Annotated in this window: 22 protein-coding genes and 2 tRNA genes; 9 read left to right on the top strand and 15 right to left on the bottom strand. The window is 69.2% G+C overall.

All coding sequences use genetic code 11. From position 1 onward, the window contains the following. The first annotated feature begins 231 nt into the window (after positions 1-231). The gene (locus E4622_RS12950; RefSeq protein ID WP_134740566.1) at positions 232-990 is read left to right on the top strand and encodes a hypothetical protein; all 759 of its coding nucleotides are present in this window, start codon (positions 232-234) and stop codon (positions 988-990) included. A gap of 3 nt (positions 991-993) precedes the next feature. On the opposite strand, the gene E4622_RS12945 is transcribed toward E4622_RS12950, so the two are convergent. From E4622_RS12945 to gyrB, 9 genes are all read right to left on the bottom strand, one after another. Next, entirely contained in the window at positions 994-2397 is a 1404-nt protein-coding gene (locus E4622_RS12945) for a DNA cytosine methyltransferase (RefSeq protein ID WP_134740565.1), read from the bottom strand. A 73-nt stretch (positions 2398-2470) separates the two neighbouring features. After that, positions 2471-2890: a very short patch repair endonuclease gene (locus E4622_RS12940; protein ID WP_134740564.1), complete on the bottom strand. Its 420-nt coding sequence runs from the start codon at positions 2888-2890 to the stop codon at positions 2471-2473. A gap of 74 nt (positions 2891-2964) precedes the next feature. Further along, positions 2965-3306 carry a hypothetical protein gene (locus E4622_RS12935; protein ID WP_134740563.1) on the bottom strand — a complete coding sequence of 114 codons (342 nt, stop codon included), beginning with the start codon at positions 3304-3306 and terminating at the stop codon, positions 2965-2967. Between the two features lie 1040 nt (positions 3307-4346). After that, positions 4347-4419 (bottom strand) — tRNA-Ala (locus E4622_RS12930). A gap of 45 nt (positions 4420-4464) precedes the next feature. After that, entirely contained in the window at positions 4465-4590 is a 126-nt protein-coding gene (locus tag E4622_RS23065) for a DLW-39 family protein (RefSeq protein WP_209021899.1), read from the bottom strand. 48 nt (positions 4591-4638) lie between these two features. Further along, positions 4639-4715: transfer RNA gene (locus tag E4622_RS12925), tRNA-Ile, on the bottom strand. A 79-nt stretch (positions 4716-4794) separates the two neighbouring features. Then, positions 4795-5373, bottom strand: a complete 579-nt coding sequence (locus E4622_RS12920) for a DUF3566 domain-containing protein (RefSeq protein ID WP_134740562.1) — start codon at positions 5371-5373, stop codon at positions 4795-4797. Then, positions 5373-8066, bottom strand: a complete 2694-nt coding sequence (gene gyrA / locus E4622_RS12915) for a DNA gyrase subunit A (protein WP_134740561.1) — start codon at positions 8064-8066, stop codon at positions 5373-5375. The genes E4622_RS12920 and gyrA overlap by 1 nt, the downstream gene beginning before the upstream one ends. A gap of 54 nt (positions 8067-8120) precedes the next feature. Then, positions 8121-10220 (bottom strand): DNA topoisomerase (ATP-hydrolyzing) subunit B, encoded by a 2100-nt coding sequence (gene gyrB / locus E4622_RS12910; RefSeq protein WP_245156001.1) that lies wholly within the window; start codon positions 10218-10220, stop codon positions 8121-8123. Between the two features lie 357 nt (positions 10221-10577). Here gyrB and E4622_RS12905 point away from each other — a divergent pair, with 357 nt between their 5' ends. Beyond that, entirely contained in the window at positions 10578-11498 is a 921-nt protein-coding gene (locus tag E4622_RS12905; protein ID WP_134740559.1) for a hypothetical protein, read from the top strand. A 30-nt stretch (positions 11499-11528) separates the two neighbouring features. Here the strand turns inward: E4622_RS12905 and E4622_RS12900 are convergent, their stop codons facing one another. The 5 genes from E4622_RS12900 to E4622_RS12880 form a co-directional block, all read right to left on the bottom strand. Further along, positions 11529-12077, bottom strand: a complete 549-nt coding sequence (locus tag E4622_RS12900) for a DciA family protein (protein WP_134740558.1) — start codon at positions 12075-12077, stop codon at positions 11529-11531. Continuing rightward, entirely contained in the window at positions 12070-13212 is a 1143-nt protein-coding gene (gene recF, locus E4622_RS12895) for a DNA replication/repair protein RecF (protein WP_134740557.1), read from the bottom strand. The genes E4622_RS12900 and recF overlap by 8 nt, the downstream gene beginning before the upstream one ends. A gap of 13 nt (positions 13213-13225) precedes the next feature. Next, positions 13226-14197 carry a phosphogluconate dehydrogenase (NAD(+)-dependent, decarboxylating) gene (gnd, locus tag E4622_RS12890; RefSeq protein WP_134740556.1) on the bottom strand — a complete coding sequence of 324 codons (972 nt, stop codon included), beginning with the start codon at positions 14195-14197 and terminating at the stop codon, positions 13226-13228. A 36-nt stretch (positions 14198-14233) separates the two neighbouring features. After that, entirely contained in the window at positions 14234-15373 is a 1140-nt protein-coding gene (dnaN, locus tag E4622_RS12885; protein WP_134740555.1) for a DNA polymerase III subunit beta, read from the bottom strand. A gap of 391 nt (positions 15374-15764) precedes the next feature. Beyond that, positions 15765-16181: an organic hydroperoxide resistance protein gene (locus tag E4622_RS12880; protein WP_134740554.1), complete on the bottom strand. Its 417-nt coding sequence runs from the start codon at positions 16179-16181 to the stop codon at positions 15765-15767. Between the two features lie 54 nt (positions 16182-16235). Between E4622_RS12880 and E4622_RS12875 the strand changes: the two genes are divergently transcribed. Further along, positions 16236-16682, top strand: a complete 447-nt coding sequence (locus tag E4622_RS12875) for a MarR family winged helix-turn-helix transcriptional regulator (RefSeq protein WP_134740553.1) — start codon at positions 16236-16238, stop codon at positions 16680-16682. Positions 16683-16835: 153 nt separating this feature from the next. Here the strand turns inward: E4622_RS12875 and dnaA are convergent, their stop codons facing one another. After that, a complete protein-coding gene (gene dnaA / locus E4622_RS12870) occupies positions 16836-18263 on the bottom strand; it encodes a chromosomal replication initiator protein DnaA (RefSeq protein ID WP_134740552.1) in 1428 nt (475 codons plus the stop codon). 537 nt (positions 18264-18800) lie between these two features. On the opposite strand from dnaA, the gene rpmH reads away from it, so the two are divergent. From rpmH to rsmG, 6 genes are all read left to right on the top strand, one after another. Next, positions 18801-18938, top strand: coding sequence for a 50S ribosomal protein L34 (rpmH, locus tag E4622_RS12865; RefSeq protein WP_134740551.1), 138 nt, complete (start codon positions 18801-18803; stop codon positions 18936-18938). Positions 18939-18981: 43 nt separating this feature from the next. Then, a complete protein-coding gene (gene rnpA / locus E4622_RS12860) occupies positions 18982-19326 on the top strand; it encodes a ribonuclease P protein component (RefSeq protein WP_134740550.1) in 345 nt (114 codons plus the stop codon). Further along, positions 19323-19574, top strand: a complete 252-nt coding sequence (yidD, locus tag E4622_RS12855) for a membrane protein insertion efficiency factor YidD (protein ID WP_134740549.1) — start codon at positions 19323-19325, stop codon at positions 19572-19574. The genes rnpA and yidD overlap by 4 nt, the downstream gene beginning before the upstream one ends. Before the next feature lie 3 nt (positions 19575-19577). After that, the gene (yidC, locus tag E4622_RS12850) at positions 19578-20630 is read left to right on the top strand and encodes a membrane protein insertase YidC (protein WP_134740548.1); all 1053 of its coding nucleotides are present in this window, start codon (positions 19578-19580) and stop codon (positions 20628-20630) included. Positions 20631-20812: 182 nt separating this feature from the next. Beyond that, positions 20813-21268, top strand: a complete 456-nt coding sequence (locus E4622_RS12845; RefSeq protein WP_134740817.1) for a R3H domain-containing nucleic acid-binding protein — start codon at positions 20813-20815, stop codon at positions 21266-21268. An 88-nt stretch (positions 21269-21356) separates the two neighbouring features. After that, the gene (gene rsmG / locus E4622_RS12840; RefSeq protein ID WP_348536998.1) at positions 21357-22034 is read left to right on the top strand and encodes a 16S rRNA (guanine(527)-N(7))-methyltransferase RsmG; all 678 of its coding nucleotides are present in this window, start codon (positions 21357-21359) and stop codon (positions 22032-22034) included. Positions 22035-22093: the final 59 nt, after the last annotated feature.

Raw genomic sequence — 22093 nt, 5'->3', positions numbered from 1 at the left:
CGGCACGTCAGGAGGCGAAGACGCGCACGGTCAGAAGTCGATCTCTCGCTGAGGGACCGAGGTGGAGAGGCGCGCAGTCGTCCGTGCAGACCGGCGTTGCGAGGACCTCATACCTGAGACCGTGACACGCGCGTGGTGTTTGCCGGTCCAGTGCAATCGGCTCAGGTACGAGACCCCGGTGGATCCACCTGAAGTCCCCCTTGGCGCTGCTCAGCTGACTACGGTTCACGGGTGGAGTTGCAGGAGATCGTAGAGCGGTACGCCGACTCGCTGGCCGAAGTCGACGCTACAACGACGGTCGTCGGAGTCAACGCGCGGACTAAGGTCGCATATCAGCCTGGCATCCAACCCATGACAGAGTCGGTGGTCGTGCCGCTGATGGACGCGGCGTGGGAGACCCTGTACGCGGACGAGCGGAGTTTCCGCGAGACCGAGGTGAGTTACCCAACTACGGATGTCCCATCGACCACGAAGCTTGACCACATCTTCACGACCGATGGGTTGATCGACGAGCCGCCCGAGTGGGGCGTCGAAGTCAAGCGACTGCAGTTCGTCGGGGACAACGGGAAGAACGGCGACCACGAGACCGCCAAAATGCTGTCCCCGTACTTGAAGGACCGAGGGGTTCTTCACGACGCGCTGCGGCTTCGGGAGTACGGGTGGACGCGCCGAATCGCAGTCGTTGGGTACGGCTTCGACTATGACGAGACGTCCCTTGACCACGCCGCGACACTGCACACCACCGGCGATGCGGCAATGACCGTGAAGAACATCAGGTCCATTGTAAAGAACAACGGCCCGCTCTACTACCGCCCGCTGATCGAGTTTGCAGACTCGATTCTCCGGCTTCGCGGCTGGACCATCGGTCCCCGAGCGGAGGCGTCCTTCGAGGCGTGGCGCCATCCGTCCGGTGGCACCGGGATCGTGTTCGGCTGGGAGATCCGTCGGCCGCAGTGGGAGAAGGACTACGACCCACGCCACCCCTGGTGAGGCTCAGCCGGCCGTCACGGGCTTGTGCTTCGCTAGGACCTCGTCGGGTGACAGCGGAGCCGTCTGCACGGCCCTTATTATGTTTCGGCCGGCCGCTGTCTTCTTCAGCACGTCCTCATCACGCGCCACGTGCTCGCGCAGGACGTGCCATACGACGCCGACGTTCACGCCGTTACCCATCTGCTTGTAGGTAGCGGCCGGGCGCTGGGCGCCGAAGTCGTACGTGTCGGGGAGCCCCTGCAGTCGCGCGGTCTCCCGCGGAGACAGACGGCGACGCCGAGTCCCCCCCACGATCGATGTCTGCGTGATCGCGACCAGTGCGGGTAGGTACGTGGGCGCCTTCGCACGAATGCCCGACGGCCGGAAATGCATGACCGTGTCCCATAGGCGCGGCGTGTCCTGCGCCTGCCACTCCAGTTTGCGCCGCGACGGAGGGAACTTCTCCGTGTAGATGCCCCACTTCTGGGCCCAGACGTCTATCCACTCGCGGTGAATCGAGTACAGCGCGTAATTCTTCGCGAGGTGGCCGGCCTTCCACGCGGGCAGGCCTTCATCGTCGTCCATCAGTTCGCGGTGGTCCGGCACGTCGCCGAACCGCTTCACGACCTTGTCGAAGTCCGTCCACGAGTCCGCCCAGATCGGGAACCCGGGCGGTCGCCGCCCGTCTAACTTCTCGAACCAGGTCTGGACCCACTCGTCCCAGGCGTCGACCCACCGAACCTCAGCCTCCGTCAAGTCGCAGCCTGGGACGTTGTGTGTGTCGTCGAGCAGATCCTCCAGGTGCCACTCCGCTTTCGGGTCGAAGCCGCCGATCCCGTGCCCGATTCGTGCGACCGGCTCGACGAACGAGTCGTCTCCGAGCCCCGTCGGGTTGTGGGTGGCCGTGATGAAGACGCGCTCGCGGACCTGGGGGCGACCACCTCGTTCGGGAGGGAGCAGGTGCGGCGAGAAGATCGCAGGCGTCTCCGACACGCGGTAACCCTGCTCGCGGAGCGTCTCGATGATGACCTGCCACTCATGAAGGTGCCGCGGTCCGGCAAGGTTGCGGACGTTCTCGAGGAGGACGACCTTCGGCTTTCGCTTCTCGATGATCTTCAAGATGTGCCAGTAGAGGGTGCCGCGCGCCTCGTCCATACCGCGCTGCGCGCCAGACTTCGAGAAGGGTTGGCACGGGAAGCCTGCGACTAGGAGGTCGTGGTCGGGCACATTCATGATCGTTTCGTTCGCGTCGACCTTGATGTCGCCGAGCGGGTTGCGGCCCCAGTTGCGCTCGTAGACCGCAGCCGCAGCCTTGTCGATCTCAACCGCGTACACGCACGCGCCGCCGTACGCCTTCAGGGCCGCGTGAAAGCCCCCGACTCCTGCGAAGAGATCGACGAACCGGAACGCAGACGCGGACTTTGCCATACCGGAAAGCTTAGAGCACCGGCTCCGGCACGCCGGTATTGGGCATGCGTGTCGATCGAACAAGTGTTCGATATCACGGGGAGTGGAGCACACGCGCCGCCGCAGCCTCAGGGGCCTCGCGGATTTCGCACTCCCAAAGCCGTACGACGGTCCATCCGGCCCTCTTCGCGATCACGGTCGAGCGCTCGTCGCGCTCTTGCGTCCGCTCGAACTTCTGCTGCCAAAGCGGAGCGTTCGGGCCGGCCGGCCTGCGGTCAGGAAAATGCATCGGGCAGCCGTGCCAGAAGTCTCCGTCAACGAAGATCGCTATCCGTCTGGCGGGCAAAACAAGGTCAGGGGTACAGCCCTTGTCGATGCGTCGGTGGAGCCGGAAGCGCACTCCGGCCGCGTGTAGCGCGCGACGCAGCATCAACTCGGGCTCGGTGTTCTTGGAGGCCCTGCCGGAGAGTGAAGCGCTGCGCGGTGTAGGGACCCACTTCTCAGAACGGGTCATGGCGCCACGTTACGTCGAAGCCTGCAGAGCGTCGGGGTGAGTCTCATCCCGCACTCTGCCGGCTCCACTCAGCGCTACTGCTTCATGGGCGGGTCGGTGTCACCGTGCGGGTTGCGGCGCCAGAGCAAGTAGTGGTCGTGGACGCTGCGGGCCCGCAGGCGCGCCTCGGTCTTGGTCGCCCCCATGCTGATCTCGGATGCGAACTTCCGTTCCGCTGCCCAGGTCGGCACGTAGATCACGTACCAGGCGAACATCATCGTCGGAGCCAGAAGGAAGACCCCCGGCCATACGCCAAGGAAGGGCGCGAACAACGCGATGCCCATCGACCCTCCAGGCAGCACGGCAGCGCGGATCGAAGGGAGGTTGAAGTGCTTTTTGTAAGAGTTCTGCTGGTTGTGGTGCTGGGGAGTCTTCACGGTGGTTGTGCATCGGGGGACTCGCATCGCTGCCCCGCGTCGTGACGCCCGTGAAAACCCGCTGCTTTCCTTTCAGTTGATAGAGCCCGATTAGGTCACGGGCGTCGATGACGCGGGTAATTTCCAAAACTTGGGTCGTGGCTGTGAATCCATGCGTTTCTCCTTCTGCCTTGGGGGCTGAGCCCCAGTTGGGTGTTGCGAGAGCGGGATTGCTCTCGTTCAAGAAATGATACCCCCTCAGTAGGACACGGAAGGGGTACGTGGTAGCAGCGAAGCTACCGAGGCCGGAGGCGTCCCGTGATGAACTGGACCAACGGATGGTCGAGTCGGGCCTCGCTTCAGATGGTGGCTTCTCGGTGCTCTGTCTACAGTGGTCGTCGCTGCGCCCCTCCAGCTCATCAACGCTACTTTCCTTGTTCACGAATGTGGCCGCTCTGGCGGTTGCGCGACCTGGGCGAAGAACGACTCGCGAAGAAGTGCGGTGTCTGGAAGAGGCGGTTGCTCTGGGACTGGGGCGACAGCCTCAACTTCCAAGCCAGCGATCTCGACCACCTTGACGTGGCTTGCAACGATGGCATCGCCGTCGGCTCTCAGGAGCGCAGCGACGGCAGAGGCACCACCATGGGGGTGGGAGCCGCACGGTTGAGGCTTCGTACAGAACGGGTTGCCCGGAGCCTGTCGAAGGCTGTACGCGGTTCCCACCACGCGAGCGCGGCGCTGTGACGGGCCGGCCGCTGGTCGTCGTCTGGGACCTGGCGCAGCATCAGCTCAGCTCCCCATGACATTAAATGGACGGCATTCCGGCCGTCGGTGGTTGCCGACTCCTAATTGGCTTGATGGTCTCGCTGGCGACGAACTCAGTGATGGCGCTTCGAAGGAACTCGTCAACCCGTTCAAAGGGTTCCCAGGCCGCCCTCGCGAGGCCCAGCTCAGCCCCGCCGGTGAGAGATTCCCCCACCAATCTCTACGGCGGATACGGCGGAGGGAGGAAGTAGGCCATAAGTCAGAAGAAAGCACAGGATTGCCTGCGATTCTCTCGGTGGAGCCTAGGGGACTCGAACCCCTAACCCCCTGCTTGCAAAGCAGGTGCGCTACCAATTGCGCCAAGGCCCCTCAGCGCCGGAGCGGGTCCGGGGCCGTGGTGGTACGTCGAGCGGGTCAGACCTTCTCGACGTTGTCGGTGGCCTCGGCCCAGAGCGCCTGCTCGGCGCGGCCCTCGGCGACCTTGCGGCGGGCCAGGACGGCGCCGCCGGCGGCGAGGAGGACCAGGAGGACCTTCTTCATGCTGACTCCCGTGACACGTGGTGACCGCGCTGGCGGCTGAAGGGGTGGTGGTGGGCCTAAGAGGACTTGAACCTCTGACCTCTTCCTTATCAGGGAAGCGCTCTAACCGTCTGAGCTATAGGCCCGCTTGGCGACTGCCAGCCGCGAACATTACCCCACCGCGAACGCCGCTCACAAAACGGCCGGAGGGGTGGTCGGCCCTGGTCAGGCGTTGTCCTCCGCGAGGGTGACCTCGATGCCGCCGAGCAGCGCGGCGGCCATGTTGTAGAGGAACGCGCCGAGCGTCGCGATGGCGGTCAGCAGGATGACGTCGACGGCGGCGACGAGCATCGTGAACCCGACGACACGCGAGGTGCCGATGTAGTTCTCGATGTCGAAGTTGGCCGTCTCGTTGCCGCCGATGCTGTCCTGGATCGTCTGGTTGATGGAGTCCCAGACGTTGGCCGCACCGAGCACGGACCAGACCATGATCACCGAGACCACGGTGACGACGCCGAAGGCGATGGACAGCAGGAACGCCGTCTTCATCACCGACCACGGGTCGATGCGGGTCAGCCGCAGCCGCGCGCGACGTGGCGGCTTGGCCGGGCCGGACGCCTTCTTGGCCGCCCTCTTCGACTCCGGCTCCGCGTTGGCGCGGTGCTCGTCGGTCACGTTGGCGACCTTGGCCTGGATGCGCTGGCGCAGCGGAGGTCGTACGGCGGTGTCGTCCGCGGTCGATCGCTCGGACCCGGTGCGGGTCGGCGTGCGCTGGGTGGCTGGCTGGGCGGAACGCTCCGTCATCAGCCCTCACTCTCGCCTGTGTCGTCGGTGGTCTCCGGTGCAGCGGACTCCTCGATTGTGACATCTGCCGCCACATCCGACGAGCCGACGGCGTCCGGCCCGGTCTCCGAGGCCTCCGCCTCGGCGTTCTCGGCGTTCTCGACGACCTCCTCGATCACCTTCGCCTCGACCGAGCGGGCCACGACGACGACCGAGTCACCGGACTTGGGCGACACGAACTTCACGCCCATGGTGGAGCGGCCGGTCGGGCGGAAGTTCTCGTTGATCGGGCTGCGCACGACCTGGCCGCTCTGGGTGATGGCCAGGACCTCGTCGCCGTCCTCGACGATGAAGCCGCCGACCAGTCCGCCGCGGTCCTCGTTGGCCAGGGCCATGGCGCGCACGCCGAGCCCGCCGCGGTTGGTGAGGCGGTACTCGCTGATGCGGCTGCGCTTGGCGAAGCCGCCGTCGGTGATCGTGAAGACGTACTGGACGTTCTCGTCGGAGTCCTCCACGGCCGCCTGCGCGGCGCGAATGACCGACATCGACAGCACCGAGTCGTCCTCGCTGCGGAACTTCATGCCGGAGACGCCGGACGTCGCCCGGCCCATCGGCCGCAGCTGGGCGTCGTCGGCGCGGAAGCGGATCGCCGACCCCTTGCGCGAGACGAGCAGGATGTCGTCCTCGGCGTTGACCAGCTCGGCGCCGATCAGCTCGTCGTCGTCCTCGCGGAAGTTGATCGCGATGACGCCGGCTTGGCGCGGGCTGTTGTAGTCGCCCAGGCGGGTCTTCTTGACCAGGCCGTTGCGGGTGGCGAGCACGAGGTAGGGCGCCTGCTCGTAGTCACGGATCGCCAAGACCTGCGCGATCGACTCGTCCGGCTGGAAGCTGAGCAGCCCGGCCACGTGGCCGCCCTTGGCGTCGCGCGAGGCCTCGGGCAGGTTGTAGGCCTTGGTGCGGTAGACGCGGCCGGCGGTCGTGAAGAACAGCAGCCAGTGGTGGTTGGTGGTGGCGATGAAGTGCTCGACGACGTCGTCGCCGCGCAGCGTCGCGCCGCGCACGCCCTTGCCGCCGCGCTTCTGCGAGCGGTACTGGTCGGCGCGGGTGCGCTTGGCGTAGCCGCCGCGCGTGATGGAGACGACGAGCTCCTCGTCGGGGATCAGGTCCTCCATCGACAGGTCGCCGTCGGCCGCGATGATCTGCGTGCGCCGGTCGTCGCCGTACTTGTCGGTGATCTCGGTGAGCTCGTCGCCGATGATCTGCCGCTGGCGGGCCTCGTTGGCGAGGATGTCCTCGAGGTCAGCGATCTTGAGCTCGATCTCGGCCAGGTCGTCGATGATCTTCTGGCGCTGCAGCGCGGCGAGGCGCCGCAGCTGCAGGTTGAGGATGGCGACGGCCTGGGTCTCGTCGATCTCCAGCAGCTCCATGAGCCCGTCGCGCGCGTCGTCGACCTCGGGGGAGCGGCGGATCAGCGCGATGACCTCGTCCAGCGCGTCGAGCGCCTTCACGAGGCCACGCAGGATGTGGGCGTCGCGCTCGGCCTGGGCGAGGCGGTAGCGGGTGCGCCGCTGGATGACCTCGACCTGGTGGGTGACCCAGTTGCTGATGAACTGGTCGACCGGCAGCGTGCGCGGCACGCCGTCGACGAGCGCCAGCATGTTGGCGCTGAAGTTGGTCTGCAGCTCGGTGTGCTTGAGCAGGTTGTTGAGCACGACCCGGGCGACGGCGTCGCGCTTGAGTACGACGACCAGGCGCTGGCCGGTGCGCCCCGAGGAGTCGTCGCGCACGTCGGAGATGCCCTGCACGCGACCGGAGTCGGCGAGCTCGGCGATCTTGAGCGCGAGGTTGTCGGGGTTGACCATGTAGGGCAGCTCGGTGATCGAGAGGATCGTGCGCCCGCGGGCGTCCTCGTCGACCTCGATGACGGCGCGCTGGGTGATCGAGCCGCGGCCGGTGCGGTAGGCCTGCTCGATGCCCTCGTGGCCCACGATCATGGCGCCGTTGGGGAAGTCGGGGCCCTTGATGCGCTCGAGCAGCGCGTCGAGCAGCTCCTCGCGGGTGGCGTCGGGGTGCTCAAGCGCCCACCGGGCGCCGTCGGCGACCTCGCGCAGGTTGTGCGGCGGGATACTGGTGGCCATGCCGACCGCGATGCCGGCCGAGCCGTTGACCAGCAGGTTGGGGTAGCGCGCCGGCAGGACGACGGGCTCCTGCGAGCGACCGTCGTAGTTGGGCTGGAAGTCGACGGTGTCCTCGCCGATGTCGCGCACCATCTCCAGCGCGAGCGGGGCCATGCGGCACTCGGTGTAACGCATGGCGGCCGCGGAGTCGTTGCCCGGCGAGCCGAAGTTGCCCTGCCCGTGCACCAGCGGCGCGCGCATGACCCACGGCTGCGCGAGGCGCACGAGGGTGTCGTAGATCGCGGTGTCGCCGTGCGGGTGGTACTGACCCATGACGTCGCCGACCACGCGCGAGCACTTGGAGAACCCGCGGTCGGGGCGGTAGCCGCCGTCGAACATCGCGTAGAGCACCCGGCGGTGCACCGGCTTCAGCCCGTCGCGTACGTCGGGCAGCGCGCGGCCGACGATCACCGCCATGGCGTAGTCGATGTAGGCGCGCTGCATGGAGGTCTGCAGCTCGATCGGCTCGATGCGGCCGCCGGGGCCGGGGCCCTCGGGGGGAGTGGTGGTGCCGCCGCCGGTGGGGGTCTCAGTCACTTGTCTTCGTCTCTCTCGGTGCGTCTACGACTGTCTAGGGCTCGGGTTAGAGAGCTAGATATCGAGGAATCGCACGTCCTTGGCGTTGCGCTGGATGAACGACCGGCGCTGCTCGACGTCCTCGCCCATGAGGATCGAGAAGATCTCGTCGGCCTGGGCGGCGTCGTCCAGGGTCACCTGGAGCATCAGCCGCTGCTCGGGGTTCATCGTGGTCTCCCACAGCTCCTCGGCGTTCATCTCACCGAGACCCTTGTAGCGCTGGACCGGGTTCTCCTTGGGGAGCTTCTTGCCCTGGTCGAGCCCGTCGCGCATCATCAGGTCGCGCTCGGCGTCGGAGTAGACGAACTCGTGCTCGGCCGGCTTGTTCCAGCGGATCCGGTAGAGCGGCGGCTGGGCCATGTAGACGTAGCCGTGCTCGATGAGCGGCTTCATGAAGCGGAACAGCAGCGTCAGCAGCAGGGTGTTGATGTGGTGGCCGTCGACGTCGGCGTCGGCCATCAGCACGACCTTGTGGTAGCGCAGCTTCTCGAGGCTGAACTCCTCGTGGATGCCGGTGCCGAGCGCCGAGATGATCGCCTGGACCTCGGTGTTGGCCAGCACCTTGTCGATGCGGGCCTTCTCGACGTTGAGGATCTTGCCGCGGATCGGGAGGATCGCCTGGACGCGCGGGTCGCGGCCCTGACGCGCCGAGCCACCGGCCGAGTCGCCCTCGACGATGAACACCTCGCACTCGGCGGGGTTGGTCGACTGGCAGTCCGACAGCTTGCCGGGCAGGCCGCCGCCGCCGAGCAGGCCCTTGCGGCCGCGAGCGAGGTCGCGCGCCTTGCGGGCCGCGATGCGTGCGGACGCCGCCGCCTGGCTCTTGCGGACGATGTCGCGCCCCTCGGCGGGGTTCTGCTCGAACCACGCGCCCAGCTGGTCGTTGGTCAGGCGCTGCACGAAGCCCTTGGCCTCGGTGTTGCCGAGCTTGGTCTTGGTCTGGCCCTCGAACTGCGGCTCGCCCAGCTTGATCGAGATGATCGCGGTGAGGCCCTCGCGGATGTCGTCGCCGGAGACCCGGTCCTCGCGCTTCTTGATCAGGCCCCACTCCTCGCCCCAGTGGTTGACCAGGGAGGTGAGCGCGGAGCGGAAGCCCTCCTCGTGGGTGCCGCCCTCGTGGGTGTTGATCGTGTTGGCGAAGGTGTGGACCGACTCGGTGTAGGAGGTGTTCCACTGCATGGCCACCTCGAGGCTCATGTGGTGGTCGGCGTTGTCGTTGCCCTTGCCATTGGAGAACAGGTCGGAGTCGGCCTCGAACGCGATGATCGTCGGGTTGGCCTTGTCCTTGCGGCGGTTGAGGTGCTCGACGTAGTCGACCAGGCCGCGGTCGTACTTGAAGACCTGCTCCAGCCCGCCGCCCTCGGCCTTCTTGATGCCGTCGTGGCCCGCGGTGTCGACCTCGGCCTCGACGGTGGCGTCCTGCACGGCCTCGACGAGGTCGTCGGCCTCGGGCCGCTCGTCGCGCACGACGATCTCCAGGCCCTTGTTGAGGAAGGCCATCTCGCGGATCCGGTTGGTGATCGTCTCCAGCGAGTACGTCGTCGTCTCGAAGATCTCCGGCGAGGCGTAGTAGGTGATGGTGGTGCCGGTGCGCTCACCGGGCTCCATCGCGCGGACCTGCTCGAGCTCGCCGTCGGGCACGCCGATCGTGAAGGTCTGGCGCCACTCGTGGCCGCGGTTGCGGACCTCGGCGATCACGCGCGTCGAGAGCGCGTTGACGACCGAGATGCCGACGCCGTGGAGACCACCGGAGACCTTGTAGCCGCCGCCGCCGAACTTGCCGCCGGCGTGGAGCATCGTCAGCGCCATCGTGAGCGCCGGCATCTCCTGACCGGGTGCGGTATCGGTGGGGATGCCGCGCCCGTTGTCCTCGACCCGCACCCCGCCGTCGGCGAGCAGCGTGAGGACGATCCGGTCGCAGTGGCCGGCGAGCGCCTCGTCGACGGAGTTGTCGACCACCTCCCAGATCAGGTGGTGCAGACCGCGCTCACCGGTCGAGCCGATGTACATGCCGGGACGCTTGCGCACCGCCTCGAGACCCTCGAGGACCTGGATCGCGGAGGCGTCGTAGTCGCCCGTGACGTTCGAGTGCGGCGGGGGGGTGGCGTCGGACACGCAGGACCTCATCTACTCCGGGGGTGTGGCACACAGAAGGCCGCGGACCAGGGTGGAGTCCCGTCACGGCGGCCGACACCCATGATACCGGTTCTAGGGCCGCATTCCACGCACCGACCACGGCAACGGGGGGATGCGTGGAGGAAACATGTCCCTGAGCGTCCCGTAACGGCCTCCCGGAGGGCCGAACAGGGGTGCCGACAGGTCCCCATACCGCTGCACGGCCCGCAGATCGCCTGAGCGAGGCCTGAGGCTGTGGGGTCCGGGGACCCCCGGTCGACCGGGTCCGACGTGGCAACCTGGTGACCTCCCAGGGCGTCTCACGTACGTCCCATGTCGATCTCCAGGAGGCTTGCCGTGCCCACTCGCCCCCTCGGCCTCGCAAGCGTCGTCGTCCTTCTGCTCGGACTCGCCGGCTGCGGCCAGGGGAACGACGACGGGCCAGCCGTCACGGCGGACGACCCGGTCACCGTGGTGGCCGCCGCCCTGCCGAAGGGGCCGCGGCCGGGGGTCGACGTGCTCATCGACCTCACCCTCTTCCACAACGGCAGGAGGATCTCGCTCCCGGAGGACTTCGAGGGCGGGAAGCCGCTCGGGTCCTACCACGGCAGCACCTACGTGGCCGACGGCGGAGGCCAGGTGGCCACGGTCGCGGACGACGGCACGCTCACCGACATCGGCCGGCCACACGAGCACGATCCGGTGCTCGTGCGCGAGACCGGTCACATCCTGTTCCGCTACCAGTCGCCCTTCGGTCCGCCGCTCGTCACGGTGATGGACGCCGTCACCGGCGAGCGGCTCGCCGTCGTCCGGGGGGCCCACCGGCGACGTGCGTCCGAGTACGACGCCCTCGAGCCCGCCGACCGCGCCGTGGCTGAGGCCTGGGACCGCAGCGAGGACGGGCTGGCCCCCACCGGGGTTGTCGCGCGCTCGGCCGACGGCACGCTGGAGGTCGAGGCGTCGGTCCCTGACGACCCGAGCCAACCCGCCGTGCTCACCCTGCGGGGAGCACCCGGCGGCGACGCGCCGACGGCGTTCGCCTTCCCCAACTCCAACTCCGAGCAGCTCCCCTACTCCCTCGTGCGCACCGAGCAGGTGGTCATCGAGAGCGACCGCTCGTTCCTGGCGGTCATCGTGACCGGCGAGAACTGGGACGGGGCCGACGAGGTCGTGGTGCGGTGCACGGTGGACCGGGCCTGCGAACGGACTACACCGACCGGGAGGCGGAGCGTGGCGCTGGCCGGAACCGGCCTCCCGCTGCCGGCCAGGTCGAGCTAGGAGCCTCTCGGTCGCCCGTGGCGTCGCCCCTCAGCCGTAGGTGTCGCGGGGGCCACGGCCGTCGCGGGTGGAGCGGCGGCCCTTCTTCCAGCTCGGCAGGTGCGGGCCGACCACGTCCATCGCGACGACGGTCGCCGGTCCGAGCTCCTCGTTGAGGCGGCGTACGACGGTCGGCGCGAGCAGGGTCAGCTGGGTGGCCCAGGCCGTGGAGTCGGTGCGGACCAGCAGCTTGCCGTCGGTGAAGCTCTCGGGCGTGCAGTGGGCGGCGACCTCGTCGCCCACGAGCTCGGGCCACCGCGCGAAGACCCCGCGCATCCGCAGGTCCAGCGCCCAGCCGTGGTCGTCGACCAGGCGGGCGAGCGTGGAGTCGAGGGTCTGCGGGTCGCGGTCGTCGGGGTGGGCGCCGCTCACCCGGCCCGTGCCGGCGGGGCGCGCGCGGCCGCGGGCCCGAGCGCGGTGACGGGGCGTCGATCCCGCGGCCGCCCGGGTGAGGGCGCGCGCCAGGTCGAGGCCGTCGTCGGCGTGCGGCGGGTCCGGCTCCGGCTCGGGGAGGGCGGCGTCGTCCGGCTCGTCAGGCACGCGTCACCTCTCCCTGGGCCACGGCGTAGCGGGCCCCCGCCAGCGCCTCGGGGACGTCGGCGCCGACCGCGGCCGTGACCAGCACCTGCTCCGCGCCGGCGACCAGCTCGGCGAGCTGGGCGCGCCGCTCGGTGTCCAGCTCGGCGAAGACGTCGTCCAGGATCAGGATCGGGTCGTCGCCGTCGGAGCGCAACAGGTCGTACGACGCCAGGCGCAGCGACAGCGCGAACGACCACGACTCGCCGTGCGAGGCGTAGCCCTTGACCGGCAGCCGCACGCCGCCGGCGTCGGGCGGTCCGCCGAGCGTGAGCAGCAGCTCGTCACGGTGCGGCCCCACGAGCGAGATGCCGCGGTCGAGCTCGTCGTTGCGCCGGCGCTCGAGCTCGGCCAGCAGGCCCGCCTCGAGGTCGTCGGTCAGCTCGAACGAGGGCCGGTAGTCGATCTCGGCGTCCTCGCGGGAGGCGCCGCGCGCCACGGTGGCGTAGGCGTTGCCGACGTAGGGCCGCAGCGCCTCGACCAGCGCGAGCCGCTCGCGCAGCAGCTCGGCGCCGGTGCGCGCCAGCTGGCCGTCCCACACCGAGAGCGTGGACAGCGCCGACTCCTGGCTCGTCGAGCCGCGGCGCGCGTGCCCGGCGGTCTTGAGCAGCGAGTTGCGCTGGCGCAGGATCCGGTCGTAGTCCGAGCGCACCCCCGCCAGGCGCGGCGTGCGCAGCACCAGCAGGTCGTCGAGGAAGCGCCGGCGGTCCGACGGGTCGCCCTTGACCAGCGTCAGGTCCTCGGGGGAGAAGACCACCGTGCGCACCAGCCCCACGAGGTCGCGCGACTTGGGCAGCGTCGAGCGGTTGACCCGCGCCCGGTTGGCCTTGCCCGGGTTGAGCTCCACCTCGAGCACCGCGGTCCGCCCGTCGCGTACGACGGCGGCCCGGACGATCGCCTGGTCGCAGCCGGCCTTCACCAGCGGCGCGTCGGTAGCGACCCGGTGCGAGCTGAGGCGCGACAGGTAGTCGATCGCCTCGATCAGGTTGGTCTTGCCCTGCCCGTTGCGACCGATGAAGGCCGTGACGCCGGGCTCGAGCGCGACGTCGGCCGTGGCGTAGGAGCGGAAGTTGTGCAGCGTGAGGTGGGAGACGTACACCGGGGGAGCTGGGCTAGCTCTCGGCCGCTGCGGAGTCGTCGCCCGAGCCGGCCTTCTCGGCCGCGCGGGACTGGTCCGGGGTGCCACCGTCGGCGTCGCCGCCCTCGGGTGCGCTGGTGCGCAGGGCATGACCGCCGAACTGGTTGCGCATCGCGGCCACCGCCTTCATCGCCGGGGAGTCGTCCTGGCGGGACACGAAGCGGGCGTAGAGCGCGGCGGTGATCGCCGGGGTGGCCACCGCGTGCTCGATGCCGGCCTCGACGGTCCACCGGCCCTCGCCGGAGTCCTCGGCGTAGCCGGTGATGCCCTCCAGTGCGGGCTTCTCGTCCAGGGCGCTGACCAGCAGGTCGAGGAGCCAGGACCGGATGACGGTGCCCTCGCGCCAGGAGCGCAGGACCTCGGTGACGTTGTCGACCATGTCGACCGCCTGGAGCAGCTCCCAGCCCTCGGCGTAGGACTGCATCATCGCGTACTCGATGCCGTTGTGGACCATCTTGCTGAAGTGCCCGGCGCCGACCTTGCCGGCGTGGACCGAGCCGAACTCGCCCTCCGGCTTGAGCGCGTCGAAGGCCGGCTGGACCTTAGCGACGTCCTCGGGGGTGCCGCCGTACATCAGGGCGTAGCCGTTCTCCAGGCCCCAGACCCCGCCGGAGACACCGCAGTCGACGAAGCCGATGCCCTTCTCCGCGAGCGCCTCGGCGTGGGCGATGTCATCGGTCCAGCGGGAGTTGCCGCCGTCGACGATCAGGTCGCCCTCCTCCAGCAGCCCGCCGAGCTCGGTGATCGTGTCGTGCGTCGGCCCGCCGGCCGGCACCATCACCCACACCACGCGGGGCGCGGGCAGCTGCTGCACCATCGCCTCAAGGCTGTCGGTGTCGGAGACCTCGCGGTTGCGGTCGTAGCCCACGACCGTCACGCCGCCGTTGCGCATCCGGGTGCGCATGTTGCCGCCCATCTTGCCGAGGCCGACCAGTCCGATGTCCATGCGTGTGCCCTCCCGAGCCCTAGGAAAACCGTGCCTTCAGGAAAGCAGGCGCCTGGGCATCAGCAGGTAGCGGAACCCGCTGTCTGCGCCGCCGTCCTCCACCGACCCGCTCAGGACCACCGGCTTGGAGGCCTGCGTGAACGCAAGCTCCACGACGGCCTCGTCGATCGCGGTGAGGCCGTCGAGCAGGAACTGCGGGTTGAAGCCCGTGGTGATGTCCTCGCCCTCGATGTCGGCCTCGATCGACTCCGAGGCCTGGGCCTCGTCGCCGGAGCCGGCGTCCAGGGTCAGCACCCCGTCGCTGAACGCGAGCTGCACCGCGGTGTTGCGCTCGGCGACCAGGGAGACGCGCTTGACCGACTCGATCAGCGCGGCCTTGTCGACCTTGGCGACCGTGAGCTTCTCCGCGGGGAACAGGCTGCGGACCTTGGGGAACTCGCCGTCGAGCAGGCGCGTCGTCGTGCGACGTACGCCGCCGGGCGCGTTGCCCTCGAAGCCGATGAGGCCCTCGCCCGAGCCACTCGCGGCCAGCGCAATCTTGACCTCGCTGCCGGCGGTGAGCGACTTGGCGGTGTCGCCCAGCACCCGGGCCGGCACGAGCGCAGCGACCGACTCGTCGGGGGAGCGGGGCTCCCAGTTGAGCTCGCGCTGGGAGAGCCGGAAGCGGTCGGTCGCGAGCAGCGAGATCGTGGTGCCGTCGATCTCGATGCGGACGCCGGTCAGCACCGGGAGCATGTCGTCGCGGCCGGCGGCGGTCACGGCCTGCGCGACGGCGTGGGCGAAGACGTCGCTCTGCACGGTGCCGGTGGCCTCGGGCATCTGCGGGATCGTGGGGTAGTCCTCGACCGGCATCGTCTGCAGGGTGAAGCGCGCGGAGCCGCAGGTCAGGGTGACCCGGGCGCCGTCCAGCGCCATGTCGACCGGCTTGCCCGGCAGGCTGCGGCAGATGTCGGCGAGCAGGCGGCCGCTGACCAGGGCGCGGCCCTCGTCGCTGACCTCCGCGGTGAGGGTCGCGCGCGCCGAGGTCTCGTAGTCGAACGTCGAGAGCACCAGCCCGTCGTCGGACGCGTCGATCAGCAGGCCGGCCAGGACCGGGGCGCTCGGGCGCACCGGGAGACTGCGGGCAGCCCAGGCGACGGCGTCAGCGAGCACGTCGCGGTCGACACGAAACTTCACGATGCATCCTTCGTCTGGGGCTCGGTCTCACACATATCTCGGGATGCGCATCCTGCCACGTGGGTCGGTACGGCACGAGTCATCCCCAGGCAGGGGGCCGAGTGGACGTGCACCGTTCATCGACACATCTAGAGGTAGGTAGTCGTCATAGCATCGGTGGAAACTGTGGAGGAGCACCGTCGCCCCAGGTCAGACCGCCTGCGGAGGGGTGGAGACGCCTGTGGATGACCTCGGGCCGGCCCGCGTCCGATGTGGAATCACACGACGCTGCGCGGCGGCCGCGCTCTCTCCTCCACAGATCCTCCCCGTGTAGTTCGGACCCACGAGGGCGCTGCCTCCACAGGAAGACAGCGCCCTCGGGACCGTTCGTCGGGCCGCTCAGCCGGTCGGGTCAGGCGACGGTGAGGGTGACCTCGATGTTGCCGCGCGTGGCGTTGGAGTAGGGGCACACCTCGTGGGCCTTGGCCACGAGCTCCTCGGCCTGGGCGCGCTCCAGCGCGGGGAGTGTGACCTCCAGCTGGACCGCGAGACCGAAGCCACCGGAGTCGTTGGCGCCCAGGGACACGTCGGCGACCACCTCGGAGTCGGTGGTGTCGGCCTTCGCTTGGCCGGCGACCAGCTTGAGGGCGGAGTGGAAGCAGGCGGCGTACCCCGCGGCGAAGAGCTGCTCGGGGTTGGTGGCCCCGCCGGGGCCGCCGAGCTCGGTGGGGGTGCGGACGTCGGTGTCGACGAGGGCGTCGGTGGACTGGACGTGACCGTTGCGGCCGTCGCCCGTGGCGACGGCGGAGGCCGTGTAGAGAATGTTCATGTGAACAAACATATTGTGCACAACCTAATTGCGCAAGGGGATAGGCTGAGGGGCGTGACCTCGTTCCCCCAGCTCGGCCTCGACGCCCAGCTCTGCTTCCCGCTGTACGCCGCCAGCCGCGCGGTGACGCGCCGCTACACGACGCTGCTGGCGCAGGCCGGGCTGACGTACCCGCAGTACCTCTGCCTCCTCGCGCTGTGGGAGAGCGAGGAGCCGGTGACCGTCGGCGAGCTGGGGGCGCGGCTGCGCCTGGACTCCGGGACCCTGACCCCCGTGCTCAAGCGCCTCGAGGCGGCGGGGCACGTGGGTCGGCGACGCGACCCGGCCGACGAGCGCCGGGTGCTGCTCGAGGTGACGCCCACGGGATGGGAGCTGCGCGACCGGGTCGCCGACGTACCGCTCGGCATCGCCAGCGGGATGGGGCTCACCGAGGCCGAGGCCGGCCAGCTGCGCGGGCTGCTCGACCGGATGCTCGTCGGCCTCGACGAGCCCGTCACCTAGACCGTGGGTTGAGGAGGGACGAAGTCCCGTCTTGAACCGCTCCCTCGTGGGTTGAGGAGGGACGAAGTCCCGTCTCGAAACCCAGCCGGACGTCGGCTCCCACCGAGAGAGGTTTCGAGACGGTCGCTGCGCGACCTCCTCAACCTCCGGGCCTCAGGACTGGCGGGCCTGCATCTTCACGCGGTTGGTGAGCTCGCTGACCTGGTTGAAGACCGCGCGGCGCTCGGCGAGCAGCTGGTTGATCTTGCGGTCGGCGTACATGACCGTGGTGTGGTCGCGGTTGCCGAACTGCGCGCCGATCTTGGGCAACGAGAGGTCGGTGAGCTCGCGGCACAGGTACATCGCGATCTGGCGCGCCATCACGAGGTGTCGTCCACGGCTGGGCCCGGTGAGCTCCTCGATGCTGAGCCCGAAGTAGGCCGCGGTCTGGGCGATGATCAGCGACGCCGTGATCTCCGGCTCGCCGCCCTCGGGGATCAGGTCCTTGAGGACGATCTCCGCCAGGGTCATGTCGACCTCCTGGCGGTTGAGGTTGGCGAACGCCGTCACCCGGATCAGCGCGCCCTCGAGCTCGCGGATGTTGGTCTGGATCTTGGAGGCGATGAACTCCAGCACGTCCGGCGGCGCCGTGAGCCGGTCCATCGCGGCCTTCTTGCGCAGGATCGCGATCCGGGTCTCCAGGTCGGGAGGCTGGACGTCGGTGATCAGGCCCCACTCGAACCGGTTGCGCAGCCGGTCCTCCAGTGCCTCGAGCCGCTTGGGCGCGCGGTCGGAGGTCAGCACGATCTGCTTGTTGGCGTTGTGCAGCGTGTTGAACGTGTGGAAGAACTCCTCCTGGGTCTGGGTCTTGCCCTCCAGGAACTGGATATCGTCGATGAGGAGCACGTCGACGTCGCGGTAGCGACGCTTGAACCGGTCCTGCCGGTCGTCGCGGATCGCGTTGATGAACTCGTTGGTGAACTCCTCGCTCGACACGTAGCGCACCTTGGCGCCGGCGTAGAGGCTGCGCACGTAGTGACCGATCGCGTGCAGGAGGTGGGTCTTGCCCAGACCGGAGTCACCGTAGACCAGCAACGGGTTGTAGGCCTTGCCCGGCGCCTCCGCCACGGCGACGGCCGCGGCGTGGGGGAAGCGGTTGGAGCTGCCGATGACGAAGGTCTCGAAGGTGTACTTGGGGTTGAGCCGCGTCTCCAGGGCGCTGCCCTTGACGGCCTCGGTGGCCTCGGGCACGAACACCGGAGCCGGGGCGACCGGGGGCGCCTGCGGCGTCGTCGATATGTCGACTTCTCGACTTGTCTCCGAATCGCCATGGGGGTGGTCCGGCATCATCTGGCCGTCGTCCAGGGCCGCGTCGACCGTGACGGCGATCCGGATCTCGCGCGCGAAGCTCACCGTGAGCGCGTCCTCGAGCTGCCCGCGCAGCCGGCCCTCGAGCTGCACGCGCGTGAAGTCGTTGGGCACCGCGATGATCGCGGTGTTCTCGTGCAGGGTGACCGGCTTGCTGGCCCGGAGCCAGGCCCGCTGGTTGGGCTGCAGGTCGTTGACGACCTGCCGCCAGGCCTGGTCGAGATCGGACGTCATGTGCTCCACGTGGCTTGCGCCGCCTTTCGGGCCCGAGTCGATCGTTCCGCCCCGCGTGGGGCGCTGTCTCCACAAGTTTGTCCACAGGTTGTGAACCCGACCCCGTGTCTGTGGAGAGAGCCGGCCCGAGACGCAGCCTGACGCCTCGATCTCGGCTGTTGTCGCAGGTCAGAGGCCGTTGGCCCGCCGGTGTGGCGGAGGTCACAGACCCCGTCGAGTCGGTGCGTTCCGGGGCTGCGGGGGAACCTCGGTGGCCCGAACGTAACCCGGGTTCGGCAGCAGCGGCAAGCCGTCATCCACAGGCGTGGACGACGAGGTCCCCAGGAGGTCGATCGACGGTTTGACCCTGTGGAGAGCCTGCGCGTACCGTTGGCCGGTCGCCCGGTGTCGACCGGTGCCGCATGTCCACGGGATGAGTCCTCGTCTCCGTGGATGGGCGGTGCCAGTTGAACCGGCCTCCCGGGCCCGTCCCGAGGGGCCAGGCACTGCCGATCCACCGGCGTGACCCTTCCCGAACCAACCGAAAGAGACACAGTCGTGAGCAAGCGTACGTACCAGCCGAACAACCGTCGTCGCCACAAGGTGCACGGGTTCCGCCTGCGCATGCGCACCCGCGCCGGTCGCGCCATCCTGTCGACGCGCCGCCGCAAGGGGCGCAAGGAACTGGCCGTCTGAGGGTCCGCGTCCTCCGGCCGAGCTGGCCAGACGCGCCCGACTCGTGCTGCCACCGGAGCACCGGCTCACCGACGCCGACACCTTCCGCCGTACGTCCCGCACGGGACGGCGGTCGTCCTCGCGCACGCTCGTCGTGCACCTGGCCCCGTTCGGAGAAGGTCCGAGCCGAGCGGGCTTCGTGGTGAGCAAGGCGGTCGGCAACGCCGTGGTGCGCAACCGCGTCAAGCGCCGGCTGCGCCACCTCGTGCGCGAGCGGCTGGACACGCTGCCGGCGTCCTCGGCCCTCGTGGTGCGGGCGCTCCCGGCGGCCTCGACCGCGGCCTGGCCGGAACTGGCCGCGGACCTCGATCGTTGTCTGGGGCGAGTGCAACCGAGGGGCGCCGCATGAAGTACGTCGTGATCGGGCTCCTGAAGGCGTACCGCGCCGTGATCAGCCCCCTGTACGGGCAGGTCTGCCGCTACCACCCGTCCTGCTCGGCGTACGCCCTCGAAGCGGTGCAGGAGCACGGTACGGTCCGAGGCGGATGGCTCGCCGTACGCCGCCTGGCTCGCTGCCATCCCTGGGCCGCGGGTGGCTACGACCCCGTCCCCTCCCGCGTCGCCGCGGGCCACTCGACGCCCAACCAAGGAGCCTGATCCGTGGGAACCCTGTCCGACATCGGCAACTTCATCCTGACGCCGCTGTACTACATCATCTCGGCGGTGATGATCGGCTTCCACAAGCTCTTCACGCTGCTCGGGCTGGACGAGAACGGCGGTCTGGCGTGGGCCCTGTCGATCATCGGCCTGACCCTGGTCATCCGCGTCTGCCTGATCCCGCTGTTCGTCAAGCAGATCAAGTCCAGCCGCAACATGCAGCTGATCCAGCCCAAGGTCAAGGAGCTGCAGAAGAAGTACGGCCACGACCGGGAGCGTCTCGCGCAGGAGACGATGAAGCTGTACAAGGACACGGGGACCAACCCGTTCGCCTCGTGCCTGCCGATCCTGCTGCAGATGCCGATCTTCTTCGCGCTCTTCCGCCTGCTCGACCAGGCCGCCAAGAGCAACAAGGCGCACGGCTTCCTCAACGAGAAGCTCGCCAAGAGCTTCGGTCAGTCCGAGATCTTCGGCGTCATCCCCATCAACGACAGCTTCTGGGGTGCCCGCGTGTGGGGGGGCAACCCCGACTCGAACGTCGCGGTGATGCTGGTGGCGCTGGTCCTGGTGCTCGCCATGACCGCCACCACGTTCACCACCCAGCGTCAGCTGATGCGCAAGAACATGCCGGCCGACGCGCTGAGCGGCCCCTACGCCCAGCAGCAGAAGATGCTGCTCTACATCCTGCCCGTGGCGTTCGGCCTCGGTGGCGTGGCCTTCCCCATCGGCGTGCTCCTCTACTGGACCACCTCCAACCTATGGACGATGGGCCAGCAGTTCTACGTGATCCGCAACAACCCCGCGCCGGGCACGCCGGCCGCGCAGGCGAAGACCGAGCGGGACAAGGCGAAGGCCGCCAAGCACGGCACGGTGGTGACCGAGGAGGTCGTCGCAGAGCCCGAGGCCCCTCGCCCGGCCGTGCGCCAGCAGCCCAAGAAGCTCACCAAGGCGCAGCGCCAGGCGCAGCAGCGCCAGGCCCAGAAGTCCGCGCAGCAGGGCCAGAAGCCTGCCCAGCGCAAGCCCCGACCTGACGAGAACAAGGGAGACACCCCATGAGTGCCGACGCCGACAGCGCGCAGACCGACACCGGTGAGCGGACCGACAGCGGTGAGCTGACCGACAGCGCTGAGCTGACCGACAACGAGGGGACCGAGCAGACCGAGCCGGTCCCGACCGACTCCGGTGCGGCCGCCGGCGCCGGGGAGGACACGGTCGACGCGCCCGCGACGGGGACCCGCATCCAGCTGCTGGAGCGCGAGGGCGACATCGCGGCCGACTACCTCGAGGAGCTCCTCGACATCGCCGACCTGGACGGCGACCTCGACATCGACGTCGACGGCGACCGGGCCGCGGTCTCCATCGTGGGCGCCGACCTCTCCCAGCTCGTCGGACGGGACGGCGAGGTCCTGGAGGCACTCCAGGAACTCACGCGCCTCGCGGTGTTCCGCGAGACCGGTGACCGCTCGCGCCTGATGCTCGACATCTCCGGCTACCGCGCGGAGAAGCGTCAGCAGCTCGTCGAGCTGGCCGAGCGCCTGGTGGCGCAGGTCCGCGAGAGCGGCGAGCCCGTCTCCCTGGACCCCATGAGCCCGTTCGAGCGCAAGGTCGTCCACGACGCCGTCGCCGCCGCCGGACTGACGTCCGAGTCGGAGGGCGCGGAGCCGCGCCGCTTCGTGGTGATCGTCCCGGCGTGATGTTTCACGTGGAACACGGCGCCTCGCGATGAGCGAGGAACACCCGCAGACGCCCTCCGTGCCTGATGTGGCCCGGAGGGTGTTTGCTGTGGACCGGCTCCCGCTGGCGGAGCAGTACGCCGCACTGCTGGCCGCCGACGGGGTGGTGCGCGGCCTGATCGGGCCCCGCGAGGCTCCGCGCCTGTGGGACCGACACCTCCTCAACTGTGCCGTCCTGGCCGACCTGGTGCCGGAGGGCAGCACGCTTGTGGACCTCGGCTCCGGAGCCGGCCTGCCGGGCGTGGTGCTTGCCATCGCTCGGGCCGACGTCCAGGTGACGCTCGTGGAGCCCCTGCTGCGCCGCACCACCTTCCTCGAGGAGGCGATAGCCACCCTGGGCCTGGACAACGTGGAGGTCGTCCGGGGCCGGGCGGAGTCCCTCCACGGTGAGCGGCGCTTCGACGTCGTGACGTCCCGGGCGGTGGCTCCTCTGGGGCGGCTGCTGGGCTGGTCGATGCCGCTGGTGGCGGCCCACGGCGCCATGGTGGCGATGAAGGGATCCTCGGTGCACGACGAGATCGAGGAGGCCCGGGAGGTGCTCGACCAGCTGGGGTGCGGGGAGCCCGAGGTGAGCGTGCTGGGTGAGGGGCTGCTCTCCTCCACCACGGTCGCCGTCCGGGTTCCCTGGGCCGACCCGACGCGGGTATCTTGGCCGCTTGCCCAGACGCCGTCGCGGCGGCGGCGCGGCACCGATCAGAACCGACGCAAGCAGAGGCGGAACGCGTGACCGAGGAGTTTTCCACCGGTGGCACCCCGCTCCCTGAGCGTGACCGTCCACAGGTCCAG

Source organism: Nocardioides sp. 503 (assembly GCF_004522095.1).
In the GTDB taxonomy this organism is placed as follows: Bacteria; Actinomycetota; Actinomycetes; order Propionibacteriales; family Nocardioidaceae; genus Nocardioides.
This window is presented reverse-complemented; position numbering and strand designations above follow the sequence as displayed.